This window comes from Streptomyces sp. NPDC087844, assembly GCF_044742785.1.
GTDB lineage: Bacteria > Actinomycetota > Actinomycetes > Streptomycetales > Streptomycetaceae > Streptomyces.
Genome location: NZ_JBIUVD010000033.1, coordinates 39,804 through 55,392 on the forward strand (window position 1 = coordinate 39,804; position 15,589 = coordinate 55,392).

The window sequence follows — 15,589 nt, forward strand, 5'->3', positions numbered from 1 at the left end:
TCACCCACCTCCACAGCCTCGGGGCGGGGTCGCCCGCAGCCTGTGAGCGTCGGTACCGTCAACAGCATGTCTGGCGTGCGCCGGGTTGGTCACCCGTAGGCGCGCTGGTTGATCGCGCGCGACTAGGGGAGCTGGTACGGGCATGGCGGTTGACGCTACTCGGGCGGAAGAGGGGTTCACGTCGGCGGGGGCTACGCGGGTGATGGTTGCTGCGTGCCGGGCTGCGGGGCTTGACGACAGAGGTGCGGAGTTGATCCGTCTCGGGGAGAACGCGTTGTTCCGGCTGGCTTCTGCGCCGGTGATCGTGCGCGTGGCCCGAGGGGAAGAGTGGTTACCGAAGGCGCGCGTTGAAGTGGCCGTCTCGCGGTGGCTGACGGGGGAAGGGTTTCCCGCCGCTCGCATCGTTGAGGATCTTGAGCAGCCGCTTCTTATCGACGGTCATCCGGTGACGTTCTGGCATCTGATCGTTGAGGGTGATCGGAAAGCGACCTACGGGGAGCTGGGGGGCGTCCTGCGTGACCTGCACTCCCTGACCGTGCCGGCCGGGCTGGAGCTGCCCGCGTTCGAGCCCTTCGGCAAGCAAGAGCTGCGGATGAATCTCGCCGTGATTCCGGACGATGACAAGGCCTTCCTGCGGAAGCGGTGGCGGGAGCTCCAAGGCAAGTACGCGGAGCTGCGGTTCGAGACGCCCAAGGGGCCTGTGCACGGTGATGCTCACGTGCAGAACCTCATGGTCGACGATCAAGGACAGGTCATCCTGATCGACTTCGAGAACTTCTGCTTCGATCATCCTGAGTGGGATCTGATGGTCACGGCCGTGGAGCATCACAGCCTTGGATGGCAGACCGACGCGCAGTACGCCGACTTCGTGGCCGCGTACGGGCGGGACCTGTACGACTGGCCTGGGTACGAGACGCTGCGTGGCTTGCAAGAGTTCGGGATGACGACGTGGCTGATGCAGAACGTGCAGGAAGACGAGAAGACGGCGGCTGAATACCGCCGGCGTATCGCTGGGCTGCGTAACGATGATGGGCCGCGGGACTGGCGGCCCTGGTAGTTCCTACTCGTCGTCTTCAAGGCGGGCGAGTGCGTCGTGCACCTGGTCGTTGAAGGCGGCCACCGTCGGGTTCGTCGTGTGGGTGCTCACCTCGGCCTGGAAGTCGGTCACGTAGCGCAGGAAGCGGGAGGACTGGAGGCTGTCGCCACCGTCCACGGCCAAGCTGGCGGTGGTCACGGCGGCTTCCAGTTCGCCGTTCAGGAGGTGGCTTTGGGCGAGCACCATGCGGCAGAAACCCAGGGTGCGGGCGTACTTCGGGTCGGTTTCGTCGACCGCGCGTTGTGCGGCCTCGACCGACTCTCGGCGCATCTTGAGGTCACGGAAGCAGTGGCAGATTTCGCCTGTGAGTTCCGCGGAGTCGAAGTATCCGAGCCACCCCGGATCTTCGCCTGTGTCGGCGCGTTCGAAGTGGCGTTCTGCTTCGTTCATGGCCCGGCCGGCCCCGATTGGATCGCCCGCGTTGGACAGTGCGCGGGCCTCCATGGCTGCGTTCAAGGCCATGGCACGTGGTGTGGCTCGACCTTTCGCGCCCTCGACGGCGGCCCGTGAGAGCTGGATGGCTTGAGCGTGGTTGCCGAGATAGTTCGCCTGGTGGCTGAGGTTGCCGAGGATGCGGGCGCCGAACATGCGGTCGTCAATGACCTGCGACAGGCGCAGCGTGGAGGTCAGGTAGCGGTGGGCAAGTCGGTGGTTGCCGGTGTCGTACGCCGTCCACGCGAGCAATTGGGAGACCTCGGCGGCGGCGCCGAACAGTGCGTTGCCGACCTTCTCGCTGTAGCTGGCGTCCAGCAGGGGCAGGACTTCGTGGCGGAAGTAGTGGCGCAGTGCCTTGTGGCCGTGGCCTCCGCCGTACTTGAAGTCGAGCTGCATGAACATGCTGCCCGCGTCCCGGATCGCGCGCACGTCGCGCATGCCGACTCGTTGGTGAGTGAGTCTGTCGGCCTGGACGCCGTCGGGGCGGGCGATCATCCATGACAGAACTGCGGAGTTGAGGTCGGCGTCTGCAATGGTCAGTCGGTCGGGGGACGTCGTCTCGGGGCGTTCTTCGGCGAGTCCGTCCAGCAGGGTGAGTACGTCGGGGACCGTGCTGGGGTAGCCGATTGACTGTGGGGGTGTCGGCTGGGCGTGGTCGAAGAATCCGAGATCGCCGGGTGTGATGCGGCGTCCCAGTTTGATGCCGAGTACGTCCGCCATGATCGCCGCTGCTTGCGGGGTGATGCCTCCGCCGTTGCGCCATCGCTGGACGGATACGTGCGTTGTTCCCAGCCCTGTGCCGCGTTGCGTGGCGGCGTCTCGCATCCGCCTTGCGAGGCCCTTGTTTGAGACCTTCGCTTCGTCCATGACGGCGGCTAACTGCGCGTTCGGCTCTCGGCTCATGCTCCCCTGCCCAGCCCGAGAATGACGGCGAGTATCCATCCTGTCACAGCAGTCTCGTTCTGAGGGGGTTCATCGGTGAACCCCCATTGGCTCTGCCGGTGTTCACGTGAACCCCCTGGTGAACGCTCCCGGCTTCGCCCTCCGCGTCGTGTACTGGCTTGCCAACAGCAAGCGGTGCCGTAGGGCCGTTGGGGCCTTCGGAAGGGGACCGGATGGACGCCAGAAAAGCTGAGCACTTGATGAGCGAGGTGGATGCGTTCGCTCACTGGTACGTGGTGCCGGATCCGTTCTCCACCGGCCGCTTCCTGGCGCTGACGCTCTTCGCCGAGTTTCCCGACACCGTGCGCGTCGCGCGTCGATTGACGGGCGCGTTCCTGCGAGGCGCCGGCGTCAAAGACATCGTGGACGATGTTCAGCTGGCTGTCTCGGAGCTGGTCGGAAACGTCGTGAACCACGCGGTTCCCGATCGCCATCTGGCGGAGCCCGGTGGGGCACGACGCATCGACGTGACGTTCAAACTGTGGCCGAAGTGGCTGTTCGTCGGTGTGGCCGACGAGGACTCGACGCCTCCCGTGCTTCCAGTTGGCGAGGCGTTCTCTCCCGGATTGATGGGGGAGCTCTCCGAAGCGGTGTTGCCCGACCGGGGCCGCGGGTTGCTGATCGTCCAGCGTCTCGCGGTGGCGGTGTGGTGGACACCGGAAGACCGGGGCGGCAAGACGGTCTGGTGCCGCTTCGACCTCGACCACGAAGCCACCATCGGACCCGATTGATGAACTCCGGGCCGTCACCGTTCGTCCAGCTCCCTCGCGATCGGGAGTGGGCGGCGGCCCGGACACCGGCCGGAGTCTGACCCCTCCGGCCAAAGGAGCGCGGTTCTCTGTCCTCCGATCCGCCGGGTTCCCCACCCGGTTCAGAGGGCCGCGCTTCACAACCTCATACCGAGACCGGACCACCCCCGCGCCTGGCAGCAACTGGGGTGGTCCGGAAGGGGACAGCGGTCCCCGGTGCCTGATGGTACCGGGGCCGTTGCTCTGCGTTCTGCCCTGGGCCAAAGGAAATTGACGATCCATTACCTAGATCAAGGCAGAGGTGGGCAAGATGACCGGAGCGGGTGAGGACTGGCTGAGCGATGAGCTCGACGTTGAGGGCGCGGACTGCGGCTCGTGGGTGCCGGGCGTCGACTACTTGGCAGGCTGGCGTGATGCGCGGGAGGCTGCCGACCGGCTGAATCGGGCGCTCCTAAGTTCCAGCTTCGAGCTGTCGGACGTCCGCGCAGTGGCCTCGACGAACGGGGACGGTCACTCGGTCGTACGGGTCGCCGGCCGACCGGATGCCGTGGAGAGACTCGCCGGTCTCCTGGAGACACTTGTAAACGGCGACGGCGGTGCAGCATGATGCGCGTCTTCCCAGATGAGCGCCGTGCGTGGGCACGTCGTCGGCCGCAGAGACTTTGGGCGGTAGCTGCCATGGGGCGAGTGACCAGGGGGCCTTACGCTCGCCCGGCGGATCGGGCAGGTACTGGACCTGCCCGCTGGTGTGCCCGATGGGCCCCCTGGTCTTCGAGGCTCGCCCCATGGGAGCTGCCTAAAGTCTCGGAGGCCGTCGACCCCCGGCCACGCGGGCCCCTGCCCGGCCCGGCAAGTCGGCGCCTCTCTACCTCTGGCGTGCTGCGGTGTGGGCAGTCGGGCGACCGGACGGGACCGGCGGACACGCCGCATGCCCGGCCGGGGCGGCCGGGCTGCCCGGCGCGCCGCAGGCGCGCCCTTGAGGAAGTGAAGACAGTTTCGACCGATGGCCGCTGCCGATCACGCCTGGCGCCGTCGAGTGGTCTGCTTGTCGGCGGTGATCCGGTAGGCGACTTCGGCACGGTCCGCACCGACGCGGAGCTCTTCGAGGATCAGCGGGCGGTCGTCGGTACCGTGCGTGACACGGGACAGGTGCAGGATCGGCGTCGCGTCCGGGAGTTGGAGCGTGGTCCGCTCATCGGGCAGCGGCATGTGGGCGCGGACTGTCTCCGACCACCACAGCTTGTGCCCGTCCTGGGTGAGGGTGCGGTAGATCTCGGCCGGCGACTTGCCCGGCTCCTCCGCGAGCGACAGGGTGCCTTCGGTGACCTCGAAGGGGATCAGCGTGCGGTGCATTGCGCGGGTGCCGGTCTCGGGGTCGGTGAGCAGGCGGTCGCATCCGAACAGCGCTTCCTCCTCGGCCAATGCGAGGAAGCGGCCCGTGGTCTTGGTCGTGCGCGTGCGGTAGGTGCTCGGTTGCTCGGCTTCGGCCCAGACGTCGCCGTTGGGCATGACGAACTGGCCGTCGGACGTGCGGCTGATGCGGCGCTCGATGGTGAGCGCGGGTTGGCCGTCGGAGCGTACGAAGCTGCCTTTGCCGTGGCGGACATCGATGAGCCCTTCCGCGCGCAGGGCGGCCACGGCGTTGCGGACGGTGGGACGCGAGACCTGGTAGCGGGCCATGAGCTGAGCCTCGGACGGCAACAGGGAGTCGGGGGTGAACTCGCCCGACAGAATCGCCTCCCGGATGGCGGCGGCGACCTGTTGGTACAGGGCTCCGGGGCGTTGGATCTCCGTCATCTCAGCACCTTCGGGTTGAAGTCATAGACAGGTCGCACGCGCGACATCACTCGTCAGCATAAGTAGTTGCGCCTTCGCCGTACAGCACTCCATAGTCGTCACTCGTAAGGACAAGTGACGTCTGAATATGTCAGGCGTCCCGACTGGCCAAGGAGGCCATGCAATGCAGTCCATTCCCGTGGACACGGCGCGGCTCGGCGTACTGCGGTGCGCCATCGCGCCCGAAGCGAAGATCAGCAACCCCGACACACAGGAGGTGAAGAAGGACCGCGACGGCCAGACGATCTACACCGTGGCTGTCACCGTGCGACAGGACCGGCGGCGTATCTCCGTGATCGAGATCGCGGTGAGCGGTGAACCGAAAGGCATCGAGGAAGGACAGATCCTCAGGGTTACCGGACTGATGGCGTTCGCCTGGGCGATGGGCGACCGGCATGGGATCAGCTTCCGTGCGGACGCCATCACGCCCGTGCACGGCACCGTCTTAAAGGCCGGTGGTGCGTGATGAACGGTTCGATCGCGCTCGCCCTCGGCCTCGCCGTACTGGCGTGGGTGCTCGTCGTCGGCGACCGGCTGCGGCGGCACCGTCCGGCCTGGCACTGGTACCTCACCGGATACCCGGCCACCACGTGCCGGGTGCTGTTCACCTGGCGCAAGGTCGCCCTGCTCAATGACCTCTCCGTCTCCCGTCGCCCGCCGCGCGGGCTGCTCGGGGACTTGGTGGTCAAAGGCGATCCGCTACGGCCGGTGGCTCCGCGGATCTCCTTCCCGCGCGCTACCCGCCTGGGCCTGACCGTGGTGGTGCGCCTGCACGCGGGTCAGACCCCGGCCACGTACCTGAGGGCGGCTGATGCCTTCGTGCACGCGTGGAAGGTGCACGCGGTACGGGTCACCTCGCCGGAACGCGGGCTCGTGCTCCTGACGGCAACGGCCACCGATCCGCTCCTGCGGCCCGGTCTGGCCACGGCCCCCGCCGCACTGCTGTCCGCATTCATCGGCGCGCTGGAGAGCGGTGGGGCGTGGGTGATGGATCTGCGGCTCATCCCGCACTGGCTCATCGCCGGGGCCACCCGTTCCGGCAAGTCCACCCTGCTGGCCCGGCTCATCACCCAACTCGCCCCGCAACCCGTCGCCCTGATCGGCATCGACTGCAAGGGCGGCATGGAACTGGGCCTGTTCGCCAACCGGCTGAGCGCACTCGCCACGTGCCGACGGGAAGCAGTCGCGGTTCTGGGCGCGCTTGTCGTCGACATGCAGGACCGCATGAACGAGTGCCGCGCGGCGGTAGCACGCTCCATCTGGGAGCTCCCCGACCACCTGCGGCCCGTCCCCGTCGTCGTGATCGTCGACGAGATCGCGGAACTGTACCTGTCGGACGGCACCCGCGAGAGCAGAGCGGAAGCCGAACAGTGCTCCGTCCTGCTCCTGCGCCTGGCCCAGCTCGGTGCCGCGCTCGGCCTGCACCTGGTCGTCGCCGGCCAACGCGTCGGCTCCGACCTCGGCCCCGGCGTCACCGCGCTGCGGGCCCAGCTCGGCGGCCGGATCTGCCACCGCGTCAACGACCCCGGCACGGCAGAAATGACCCTGGGCGACCTCAACAAAGACGCCGTGACCGTCGCCCAGTCGATCACCGCCCACGAACGGGGCGTGGCCGTATGCACCGGACCCGACGGCGGCTGGAGCCGTGGCCGCTCGCACCTGACACCGATCGAAGAGGCCATGGCGATCACCCAGCGGCACTCAGGCCTCACCCCGGACCTGCCCGCCATCCGCCGCGCCCTCGCGGCCCTGGAAGGAGACGACAAGTGATCAGCGAAGGAACAGCGTTCACGTTCGCGGTGATCTTCGGGATCATCACCGTCCTCCTCGTCCGCTCCCGCGACGTACGCGCCTGGGAAGCGGTCTGCGTCGGCCTCTTCGGCGTCTACCTCGGCCAGACCCCCGTGATCTTCACCGTCCACGGACTCGTCACCTGGTTCATCACCGGCTTCTCCCACACCTGACCGGAAGGGAACTACGCCATGCCCATGCCGCGCGTGAGGTGCCCCTACTGCAAGGGCGACGGGGCCCGCCGAACCTGGACCGGACGACTGCGCCGCTGCCGCGTCTGCCGGGGCACCGGAACCATCCGCTGAACCCCCGCACCACACCCGACCACCCGACCACCTGGCCACTGAAGGAGTGATCCCCATGACCGACCACGCGCCACCCACCACCCGTGCCGCTTCGGCGGCCCACCCCGGAAGGCCACCACCATCACACCCGAGAACACCTCGACCTCGGCTGACAGGCGCGCCGCCCTCGACCGCGCGGCGCGCCTGCGTCAGCTCCCCGAAACAGACCGCGACGCCATCCGCATCGCTCAAGACCCCCAGTTCGCACGCTGGTTGGAGCAGATCACCGCCATTGGCGGCTGCGCCCACCCCATCTACCTGTCCGGCTCGACCACGGCTCTGGACGAGACGACCGGCGAGATCCTGAGCCACTACGACACCCGCGACGAACCGGGGGAGCGGCTCTCCGTCCGCTGCCGCAACAGACGCGCAACCGTCTGTGCTCCATGCTCCCGTCTCCACGCAGGCGACACGTTCCACCTCGTCCGCGCGGGCCTGATCGGCGGCAAGAACGTCCCCGACGCGGTCCGTCATCGACCCCGACTCTTCGTCACGCTGACCGCACCGTCCTTCGGCCCGGTCCACCGTGCCGGAGGCGACCGCTGTCACCCCCGGCGGGATCGGAGCAGCTGCGAGCACGGCGGTTCCCTCGGTTGCGGCGCGGTCCATGACACGGACGCATCCCAAGTCGGCCAACCTCTCTGCTCCGACTGCTACGACTACACGGCTCACGCGCTCTGGCACGCGCACGCGGGCACGCTGTGGGATCGCTTCGTGATCGGCGTCCGTCGGCACCTCGCCTCCTCCGCGGGCCTCGTGCAGTCCCGCTTCGCCGACCACGCCCGGTTGTCCTTCGCCCGTGTCGCGGAGTACCAGAAGCGCGGGGCCGTCCACTTACACGCTGTCGTCCGGCTCGACGGCCCGGACGGGCCTACCGATGAGCCCCCGGTCTGGGGCACAGTCGCCCGACTGAGCGACGCAGTGCGTGCCTCCGCACGTCGGGTCGTGGTCCGCACTCCCTACAGCCCGGCCGTCGGGGAACTCGCTCTGCGGTGGGGTGCCCAGGTCGATGTTCGACCGCTGCGTGCCGACGGTCTCGGACCGGATGACGACGCCGTAGCCGCGTACGTCGCCAAGTACGTCACCAAGGGAGCGAACGAGACCGGCGCCGGCACCGACCACAGGCTGACCAACTGGGGCGATATCGCTACGGCTCCGGTCACTGACCACGTTCGCAACGTCATGCGCGTCTGCTGGCGCCTCGGTGGTCTGCCCGAGTACGAGCCTCTGCATCTTCGCCTATGGGCACACACCCTCGGTTACCGCGGCCACATCCTGACCAAGTCCCGCGCCTACTCCACGACATACGCGGTGCTGCGTGCCGAACGCGCTCGCCACGTGGGCCACGCAGACATCCCCGCCACGATTTCAGAACGGAATTGGCGCTACGCCGGCTCCGGCCACAGCCCCGGTGGTGCCCTCTTGGCCGCTGGACTCGCCGAAGACATCGCCACGAACCGTGAGGTCTCCCGAGACGAGATCGGGGTCAGATGACGAGGCGCCGCAACGAACAGTGGACTCGGGCCGTGGAGCGGCAAGCGGCCAAGTTCCCCGCGCGAATTGGACCGAAGAGTGCTGCACGACTCGCGCGACTCCTCGGCACTGGACCAAGAGATTCCTGAAGTGGGCCGCAGGGACCAACGCGTGCCCCGCCGAGATGCCTAGAGACTGTCCTGCACAGGGATGGTGGGCGCGAAGTGACCGACAGCGGCGACCAGTTGATCTTTGTCGAGACGCCATCCCGTCACCACGCGCGAGGCCATGACTGTGTCGGCGGAGACCGGAACAAGATGTTTCACGATCGCGCGGGCTTTCGGGCCGTCGCCGGGCAGGGCCGGAGAGCCTTTCCGCCGAGTGACTCCGACGTAGGGCAAGGAAGCGCTGCCCGTGGCCTGTCGCCACAGTACGAAACCCTCAACGTCTCCCCAGGGCACGTGGGCAGTGGTGGCCTTGTAACGGGCTGGGCTTCCGCCGAGGAGTACACCCGTCTCGTCCACTCGGAACGCAACCTTCCGGCTCAGTGCCGAGTACGCCAAGAGCAACCCGCCCCCGCCGAACAAGGGCAGACCCAGTATTCGCGCGAACAGCGGAATGTCCGGGAGCAACAGGGCAGCGGTGAATACGGCGCAGAGCGCCACGAGCCCCGTGGTCTTGAGATCCCAGCCGTAGCGCTCCTGATATGCGGCTGAGCTGTCACCAGTCATAGCTAGATCATGGCAACGGCCAACTTATTGCGGAAGTCCTGTGGCCAGTGCATCGAGGAGACCGGCAAGGGGCTCAGTCCAGCGGATTCGGCTCGACCTCCACCCGGCTGGTGTCGAACCCCGGGCCCTTGCGCGTCGGTGGGCCAATGATCACGGCGGCGAACAGAAACCGATAGATCGCGTTCATACGCGCGTAGTCCTCCGCCGCTTCCAGACGCTGCCAGTTCGCCTCGGCGTCCGGGCCGGCGATTCCCTCCAGCACGGCGACCGGCCGTTTGACGGTCCTCCGCTGGCGCTCCTTCATCCGCTTCACGATGGGCCCGCGCATGCCCTGGAAGTCGGCGGTCGTGAAGTCGTCATCGCTGAGCCACAGTTCCTTGAGCTCGCGCAACTTCTCGCGGTCCTTCTCGTCCGCGATGACGTCGGTCTCGGGACGTGTGGTCGTGGCGGGCGCGTAGCCGGTGGTGTCCAGCTTGGTCAGAACCTTGATGGCCACATCCCGGACGAACGCTTCGAGCGGCCCGGCCGAGACGGCACGGTTGCACTTCTGCTGGTCGGTGTTGTCAGCGCGGTTGCACCGGTAGAAGGCGTACCGGCTGCCGTTCGTTCCACCCATGCGTGCTCCGCAGGCGCAGGTGGCGATCCCACGCAGTATGTAGTTCCGAATCGGACGCTTCTTCGTGTCCTGGTGTGCCTGGGCGCGGTACTCCCTGAGTCGCTGAACCTCGTCCCACTGCCCTCGGTCGATGATGGCGGGCCATGTCCCTGCTGCCACTTCCTCGCCCAGGTGGAAGCGCAGACCGGCGACGAAGTGGGACGACAGGAGATGGCGGACGTTCTCGGGGTTCCAGGCCTTGCCCTTGGACGTGGGGATGGCGCGTGCGACGAGATCTTGAGCCAGGTGGTTCGGCGACTCGCCGTCCAGATACCTGCGGTAGACCTCTCGGACGATCTCCGCTTCCTCCTCGACGATCGCGCGGCCGTCGCGGGTGTAGCCGTACGGCCGGTTGCCCACGTGCGGGGCGCCCTCGCGGGCCTTGTCCTTGAGGGCGTCCTTGAGCCGGCGTGACGAGTCGTCGGAGGAGCGGCACGCGTGGGCCACCTCGATGCGGAGGATGAAACGGTCGTCGGGGTCCGACAGATCGCGTCGGTTCGCCTCGCCGTGCAGCAGGATGCGCTTGTCGTCGGCTATGGAGAGCAGCTCTTCGAGATCCTTGGGCTGCCGCATGAGACGGTCGGGGTGGTAGACGATGACGTGCCGGATCTCGTCGTCCGACATCGCCTTCAGCATCTCCTCCCACCCTGGCCGCTTGCGGTTGCGCTGCCATGCCGAGCGGTTGTTGTCCACGTAGATGTGGGTCGACTCGACGCGGAGTTGCAGCCGTTCGGCGACGTCCCGGCAGATGCGTTCCTGCCGGTCCACCCCGGTTTGATCCTCGTCCCGGGTGTGGGAGATACGGCAGTAGATCGCTGCGGGCTCGCCCGGTGTGATGGTGGCCTTGCCTAACTTGGGTCGGCTCATACCCAATACGGTACGAGCCCGGTATGACATCCATCATCGTCGGCGCGGCCATCGGAGCCGTCTTCTTCAAGGAACGGTTCGGGGCGCCGAGGATCGCGGCGGCGGGGCTGCTGGTACTGGGCATAGGCCTGATGCTGCACGGGGGCTAGGCCCCACCCCCTTAAGGGGCGCGGGGAACTGCGCGCTCAGCATCCACTGGGTCGGCAGTCGACGGGGGGTGCGACCGGCGGTCCTTCAAGGGGCGCGGGGAACTGCGCGACCAGCCCCACCGGGCCCGCAGCCGACGCTCGACCGTCGCCCGGGGCAGAGGCGCCGTCAAAGGCTCGCCCCCGTGGCAGCGGAACCCATGTGGTTCACTACCTGCGTGCTGCACGAATCGGTCCTGCGGACCCTGGATCTGCCGGTGGCCGACCGGTTCGAGGCGTGGACACAGCAGTTGGGCCACACGCACGCCCCCATGGAACTGGCCAGCGACCGCGCCGCCGACTACCGCGGGCACCAGCGCGTGATCGGGCTCGGGGACGTGACGGTGTGGCCGGCGACCTTCGACCACCTCGTCTTCCGCCGCACCCCGAAACTCGTCCGCCAGTCCGACCCCGAGGCCTTCCACCTCTCCCTCCTGCTGCGGGGCGAGGGCGAAGCCGCCTGGGGCAGACAGCAGGCCGCGTACGGGATACGCGACTTCCACATCAACTGCTCCTCGCGGTCGTACGAGATAACCACCGGCCCCGACCCGGTCACCATCGTCGGGGTCGAGATACCGAGGACGCTGGTGGCTCTGCCGACGGGCCACGCCGACCAGGCGATCGGGCGCCGGATATCGGGTCGCGAGGGGACGGGTGCGCTGCTCGCCCAGTTCCTCGTCCAACTGGCGGCGGACACCAACCCGTACCGGCCCTCGGACGCGCCCCGTCTCGGCACGGTCGTCGCCGATCTGGTCACCGCGGTCTTCGCGCACGCCGTGGACGACGACCTGCGGCTGCCGCCCGAGACGCACGACCGGACGCTGGTCCTGAGCGTGCAGGCGTTCGTCAACCGGCATCTGGCGGACCCGGACCTGACCCCGGCCCGCATCGCCGCCGCGCACCACATCTCGCGCAGCTACCTCTACCGACTCTTCCAGGCCGAGAACGTCTCCGTGGCGGCGTACGTCCGCGACCGGCGACTGGCGAAAGCCCGCCGGGATCTCACCGACCCGGCCCTGAGAGGGACACCGGTCCACGCCGTCGCGGCCCGCTGGGGCTTCCCCCGCGCCCCGGAGTTCACGCGCGCCTTCCGCACCGCCTACGGCCTCCCGCCGGGCGAGTTCCGCAGACGGGCACTGTCGACCGCCGGCCCCGGCACGGACGCACAGGGCTGTGGACGCTCGGCCAAGTAGCTGCGGACCGACGGCCAACGACAGACGGGCGCGCGCCGAGCATCCTTGTGATCACCGCGATACGAGCGGGCCCGAGGGGGGCTTCGGGATGGCTGGGCCGGAGGCGTGCCAGGATCGCGGGGGTGTCCTGGTCGCCTCCGGCACGCCGGTCGCGAGGCGCGCCGAGGGGCGGGTTGCGGCTCGGACGGCGGCGGCCTGCTCGCACCACACGTACTCCCCGCTGCCGCCGTTGCTGTGGAGCGGCTGTCGGCCCCCACTCGTCGGCACAGGCCCTGACCAGTGCGAGCCCTCTCCCTCCCTCAAGCAGGTCATCGAGCACGTCCTCGACCGAGTCCTCGACCGACTTCTCGACCGAGTTCTGAACCTGGCAGAGGGATTGCGGTGGCACCGTATGCCGTACGGCCTTGGCGGTGGTCCTACTCCGGCGGAGGCGAGGGAGACGACTGCGTCGAGGTCACGACCTTTCCTACGCACACCTTCATCCGCGACTCGAAGACGCCGACGAGGTTGCCTACGACGCCCGCACCGCCCCCCGCACCGCCCGCACCAACCCTTGCGCCCGCGGATCCGCCGTCACCGTCTTCCGGAAGCCGTTCGTCACGTAGCCGAACGCGATGCCCGACTCCGGGTCGGCGAAGCCCAGGGAGCCGCCTCGGCCCGGGTGGCCGAAGGAACCGGGGGCCAGGAACGGGGACGCCGAGCCGTGGAGCATGTAACCGAGGCCGAAGCGGGTGTTGATGACCAGGACGCGGTCCGGGCCCGCCGACTCCTCCGTGCGGGCCGCGGCCAGCGTCGCCGGGGTGAACAGGCGGACACCGCCGTCCACTTCGCCGATCAGGGACGCGTAGAAACGGGCCAGCCCGTCCGCCGTCGCGATGCCGTTCGTCGCGGGGAGCACGGCCGCCCGGTACGCGGGGTCGTTCTGGTCCGGGAACGGGGTGATCGCGGCGAAGGCCCGCCGGGTGAGCGAGGCCGGGTCGTCGTAGGCCTCCACCACCGAGCGCTTCGGACGCGCCCGCAGGCCCCCGTCGTCGGCCGGCGTCTCGACGCGGCCCACCCGGCCGACCCGGGACGCCTCACGCTCCGGCAGCCCGACCCACAGGCCCGCGCCCACCGGCCCCGCGATCTCCCGCGCGATCCAGTCGCCGATGCCGGCGCCCGTGACGCGCCGCAGCAGCTCACCGGTCAGCCAGCCGTACGTCAGCGCGTGGTAGCCGTGGTCCGCGCCGGGTTCCCACACCGGGGCCTGACGGGCGACCGCCTCGGCGCCCCGCAGCGGGTTCAGCGACTCCAGAGGGGTCAGCGGGGTGTCCAGGACCGGCAGCCCGGCCCCGTGCGAGAGCACGTGCCGGACCAGCACCCGCTCCTTGCCCGCCGCCTTGAACTCCGGCCAGTACTCGCCCACCGGAGCGTCCAGGTCGAGCTGCCCGCGCTGGTGCAGGAGCAGCAGGGCCGCCGCGGCGACCCCCTTCGTCGCCGACCGCACGATCTGCGCGGTACCGCGCGCCCACGGCTCCGTACCGTCGATGTCCTTCGTGCCCGCCCACAGGTCGACGACCTTCCGGCCGTCGCGGTACACCGTCACCGCCGCGCCCCGGTCCCCGAGCGTCTCGAAGTTCCGTACGAACGCCGCCCTGACCGGCTCGAAGCCCTCGGCCACCGTGCCGTGCACCTTCACCACGTCCGTACCCCTCACCACGTACCACTCGCCGCTCAGGCCGCGCCGCGCGCGTCACGCCCCCATTGTCACCGAGCGGGGATCGAAGCCGAACGGCAGTTCCAGGCGGTGCTTCCGCATCAGCTCGTCGTCCGAGAGCAGCTCGCCGGTCCTGCCGTCCGCCGCGATCACGCCGTCGCTGAGGATCAGGGCGCGGGGGCACAGTTCGAGGGCGTAGGGGAGGTCGTGCGTGACCATCAGCACGGTCACGTCCAACGAGCGCAGGATGTCGGCGAGTTCACGCCGTGAGGCGGGGTCGAGGTTGGACGACGGCTCGTCGAGGACGAGGATCTCCGGTTCCATCGCCAGCACGGTCGCGACGGCCACCCGGCGCCGCTGGCCGAAGGAGAGGTGGTGCGGCGGGCGGTCGGCGAAGGCCGCCATGCCGACCCGCTCCAGCGCGGTGCGCACCCGTGCCTCCAGCTCGGGTCCCTTCAGGCCGGCGGAGGCGGGCCCGAAGGCCACGTCCTCGCGCACGCTCGGCATGAAGAGCTGGTCGTCCGGGTCCTGGAAGACGATGCCGACCTTCCGCCGGATCTCCGCCATGTGCTTCTTGCCGACGGGCAGCCCGGCGACCGTGACCGTCCCGGCGCCGCCGGTCAGGATGCCGTTGAGGTGGAGCACGAGGGTCGTCTTGCCGGCGCCGTTCGGACCGAGCAGGGCCACCCGCTCACCCCGGCCGACGGCGAAGTCCACGCCGAAGAGCGCCTGATGCCCGTCGGGGTAGGCGAAGGCCAGCCCGGCCACCTCAAGCGAGGGGGCCAGGGGCAGCGGAACGGACGGCGGCGGCGGCGGAGAAGAAGAGGAGGAGGTCACAGGGTCCATCCCAGCAGACATACGACGAGTGCGGCGCACGGCAGGGCGAAGGCGTACGACCACTGCGCGCGCGAGGCGGTCACCTCGTCGATGACCGGCATCGAACCGGTGTACCCCCGGCTGACCATGGCGAGGTGCACCCGCTCCCCGCGCTCGTAGGAGCGGATGAACAGTGCGCCGGCGGACTTGGCGAGGACGCCCCAGGAGCGGACGCCACGGGCCTCGAAGCCGCGCGACTCCCGTGCGATTCTCATCCGCCGCATCTCGGCCGCGATGATGTCCCCGTACCGGATCATGAAGGACGCGATCTGTACGAGAAGGGGCGGCAGCCGGAGCCGCTGGAGGCCCAGGAGGAGTTCGCGCAGCTCGGTCGTCGAGGCGAGCAGTACGGACGCGGCGACGCCGAGGGTGCCCTTGGCCAGCACGTTCCAGGCGCCCCACAGCCCGTTCACGCTCAGGGACAGACCGAGCACGTCCACCCGCTCGCCCTGCGCCACGAACGGCATCAGCACGGCGAAGGCCACGAACGGCACCTCGATCAGCAGCCGCTTCAGTACGAAGCCGGCGGGGACGCGGGCCGCGTACGCCACGCCGGCCAGCAGCAGCGCGTACAGCCCGAAGGCCCACATCGCCTCGCGCGGGGTCGAGACGACGACCAGTACGAAGGCGAAGGCGGCGGCGAGCTTGGTGTGCGGCGGCAGTCCGTGCACGGGCGAGTGTCCGTGCCGGTAGAGCTTGTGCGCGTGGCCTGCCCCCATG

General features: G+C 68.9%; 15 protein-coding genes and 2 pseudogenes. 10 read left to right on the plus strand and 7 right to left on the minus strand.

All coding sequences use genetic code 11. The features are described from left to right. The first annotated feature begins 142 nt into the window (after window positions 1-142). Window positions 143-1,057, plus strand: a complete 915-nt coding sequence (locus ACIOKD_RS39250; RefSeq protein WP_402093081.1) for a phosphotransferase enzyme family protein — start codon at window positions 143-145, stop codon at window positions 1,055-1,057. 3 nt (window positions 1,058-1,060) lie between these two features. On the opposite strand, the gene ACIOKD_RS39255 is transcribed toward ACIOKD_RS39250, so the two are convergent. Continuing rightward, window positions 1,061-2,434 carry a sporulation protein gene (locus tag ACIOKD_RS39255; RefSeq protein ID WP_402093082.1) on the minus strand — a complete coding sequence of 458 codons (1,374 nt, stop codon included), beginning with the start codon at window positions 2,432-2,434 and terminating at the stop codon, window positions 1,061-1,063. A 212-nt stretch (window positions 2,435-2,646) separates the two neighbouring features. Between ACIOKD_RS39255 and ACIOKD_RS39260 the strand changes: the two genes are divergently transcribed. Continuing rightward, window positions 2,647-3,204: an ATP-binding protein gene (locus tag ACIOKD_RS39260; RefSeq protein ID WP_402093083.1), complete on the plus strand. Its 558-nt coding sequence runs from the start codon at window positions 2,647-2,649 to the stop codon at window positions 3,202-3,204. 328 nt (window positions 3,205-3,532) lie between these two features. Continuing rightward, the gene (locus ACIOKD_RS39265; protein ID WP_402093120.1) at window positions 3,533-3,829 is read left to right on the plus strand and encodes a hypothetical protein; all 297 of its coding nucleotides are present in this window, start codon (window positions 3,533-3,535) and stop codon (window positions 3,827-3,829) included. A gap of 410 nt (window positions 3,830-4,239) precedes the next feature. On the opposite strand, the gene ACIOKD_RS39270 is transcribed toward ACIOKD_RS39265, so the two are convergent. Further along, window positions 4,240-5,019, minus strand: a complete 780-nt coding sequence (locus ACIOKD_RS39270) for a GntR family transcriptional regulator (protein WP_402093084.1) — start codon at window positions 5,017-5,019, stop codon at window positions 4,240-4,242. 163 nt (window positions 5,020-5,182) lie between these two features. Between ACIOKD_RS39270 and ACIOKD_RS39275 the strand changes: the two genes are divergently transcribed. The 4 genes from ACIOKD_RS39275 (at window position 5,183) to ACIOKD_RS39290 (ending at window position 8,687) form a co-directional block, all read left to right on the plus strand. After that, window positions 5,183-5,524 (plus strand): hypothetical protein, encoded by a 342-nt coding sequence (locus tag ACIOKD_RS39275; protein WP_402093085.1) that lies wholly within the window; start codon window positions 5,183-5,185, stop codon window positions 5,522-5,524. Next, the gene (locus ACIOKD_RS39280) at window positions 5,524-6,828 is read left to right on the plus strand and encodes an FtsK/SpoIIIE domain-containing protein (protein ID WP_402093086.1); all 1,305 of its coding nucleotides are present in this window, start codon (window positions 5,524-5,526) and stop codon (window positions 6,826-6,828) included. The genes ACIOKD_RS39275 and ACIOKD_RS39280 overlap by 1 nt, the downstream gene beginning before the upstream one ends. Continuing rightward, window positions 6,825-7,022, plus strand: coding sequence for a hypothetical protein (locus tag ACIOKD_RS39285; protein ID WP_402093087.1), 198 nt, complete (start codon window positions 6,825-6,827; stop codon window positions 7,020-7,022). The genes ACIOKD_RS39280 and ACIOKD_RS39285 overlap by 4 nt, the downstream gene beginning before the upstream one ends. Window positions 7,023-7,337: 315 nt before the next feature. Next, entirely contained in the window at window positions 7,338-8,687 is a 1,350-nt protein-coding gene (locus ACIOKD_RS39290) for a replication initiator (protein WP_402093122.1), read from the plus strand. A gap of 167 nt (window positions 8,688-8,854) precedes the next feature. On the opposite strand, the gene ACIOKD_RS39295 is transcribed toward ACIOKD_RS39290, so the two are convergent. Both ACIOKD_RS39295 and ACIOKD_RS39300 read right to left on the minus strand, forming a co-directional pair. Next, window positions 8,855-9,397 (minus strand): hypothetical protein, encoded by a 543-nt coding sequence (locus ACIOKD_RS39295; protein WP_402093089.1) that lies wholly within the window; start codon window positions 9,395-9,397, stop codon window positions 8,855-8,857. A 73-nt stretch (window positions 9,398-9,470) separates the two neighbouring features. Next, window positions 9,471-10,919, minus strand: coding sequence for a recombinase family protein (locus tag ACIOKD_RS39300; RefSeq protein WP_402093091.1), 1,449 nt, complete (start codon window positions 10,917-10,919; stop codon window positions 9,471-9,473). Between the two features lie 26 nt (window positions 10,920-10,945). Here ACIOKD_RS39300 and ACIOKD_RS39305 point away from each other — a divergent pair. From ACIOKD_RS39305 to ACIOKD_RS39315, 3 genes and pseudogenes are all read left to right on the plus strand, one after another. Continuing rightward, window positions 10,946-11,068, plus strand: a pseudogene (locus ACIOKD_RS39305) (EamA family transporter); the annotation flags it as partial. Between the two features lie 215 nt (window positions 11,069-11,283). Then, window positions 11,284-12,297, plus strand: coding sequence for a helix-turn-helix domain-containing protein (locus ACIOKD_RS39310; protein WP_402093092.1), 1,014 nt, complete (start codon window positions 11,284-11,286; stop codon window positions 12,295-12,297). Between the two features lie 381 nt (window positions 12,298-12,678). Beyond that, window positions 12,679-12,792, plus strand: a pseudogene (locus ACIOKD_RS39315) (DUF397 domain-containing protein); the annotation flags it as partial. Between the two features lie 16 nt (window positions 12,793-12,808). Here the strand turns inward: ACIOKD_RS39315 and ACIOKD_RS39320 are convergent. The 3 genes from ACIOKD_RS39320 to cbiQ are packed head-to-tail and all read right to left on the minus strand — an operon-like array spanning window position 12,809 to window position 15,588. After that, window positions 12,809-13,975 carry a serine hydrolase domain-containing protein gene (locus ACIOKD_RS39320; RefSeq protein WP_402093124.1) on the minus strand — a complete coding sequence of 389 codons (1,167 nt, stop codon included), beginning with the start codon at window positions 13,973-13,975 and terminating at the stop codon, window positions 12,809-12,811. 54 nt (window positions 13,976-14,029) lie between these two features. After that, complete coding sequence (locus ACIOKD_RS39325; RefSeq protein ID WP_402093094.1) at window positions 14,030-14,839, minus strand: energy-coupling factor ABC transporter ATP-binding protein; 810 nt, start codon at window positions 14,837-14,839, stop codon at window positions 14,030-14,032. Next, complete coding sequence (gene cbiQ, locus ACIOKD_RS39330; protein WP_402093095.1) at window positions 14,827-15,588, minus strand: cobalt ECF transporter T component CbiQ; 762 nt, start codon at window positions 15,586-15,588, stop codon at window positions 14,827-14,829. The genes ACIOKD_RS39325 and cbiQ overlap by 13 nt, the downstream gene beginning before the upstream one ends. Window position 15,589 lies beyond the last annotated feature (1 nt).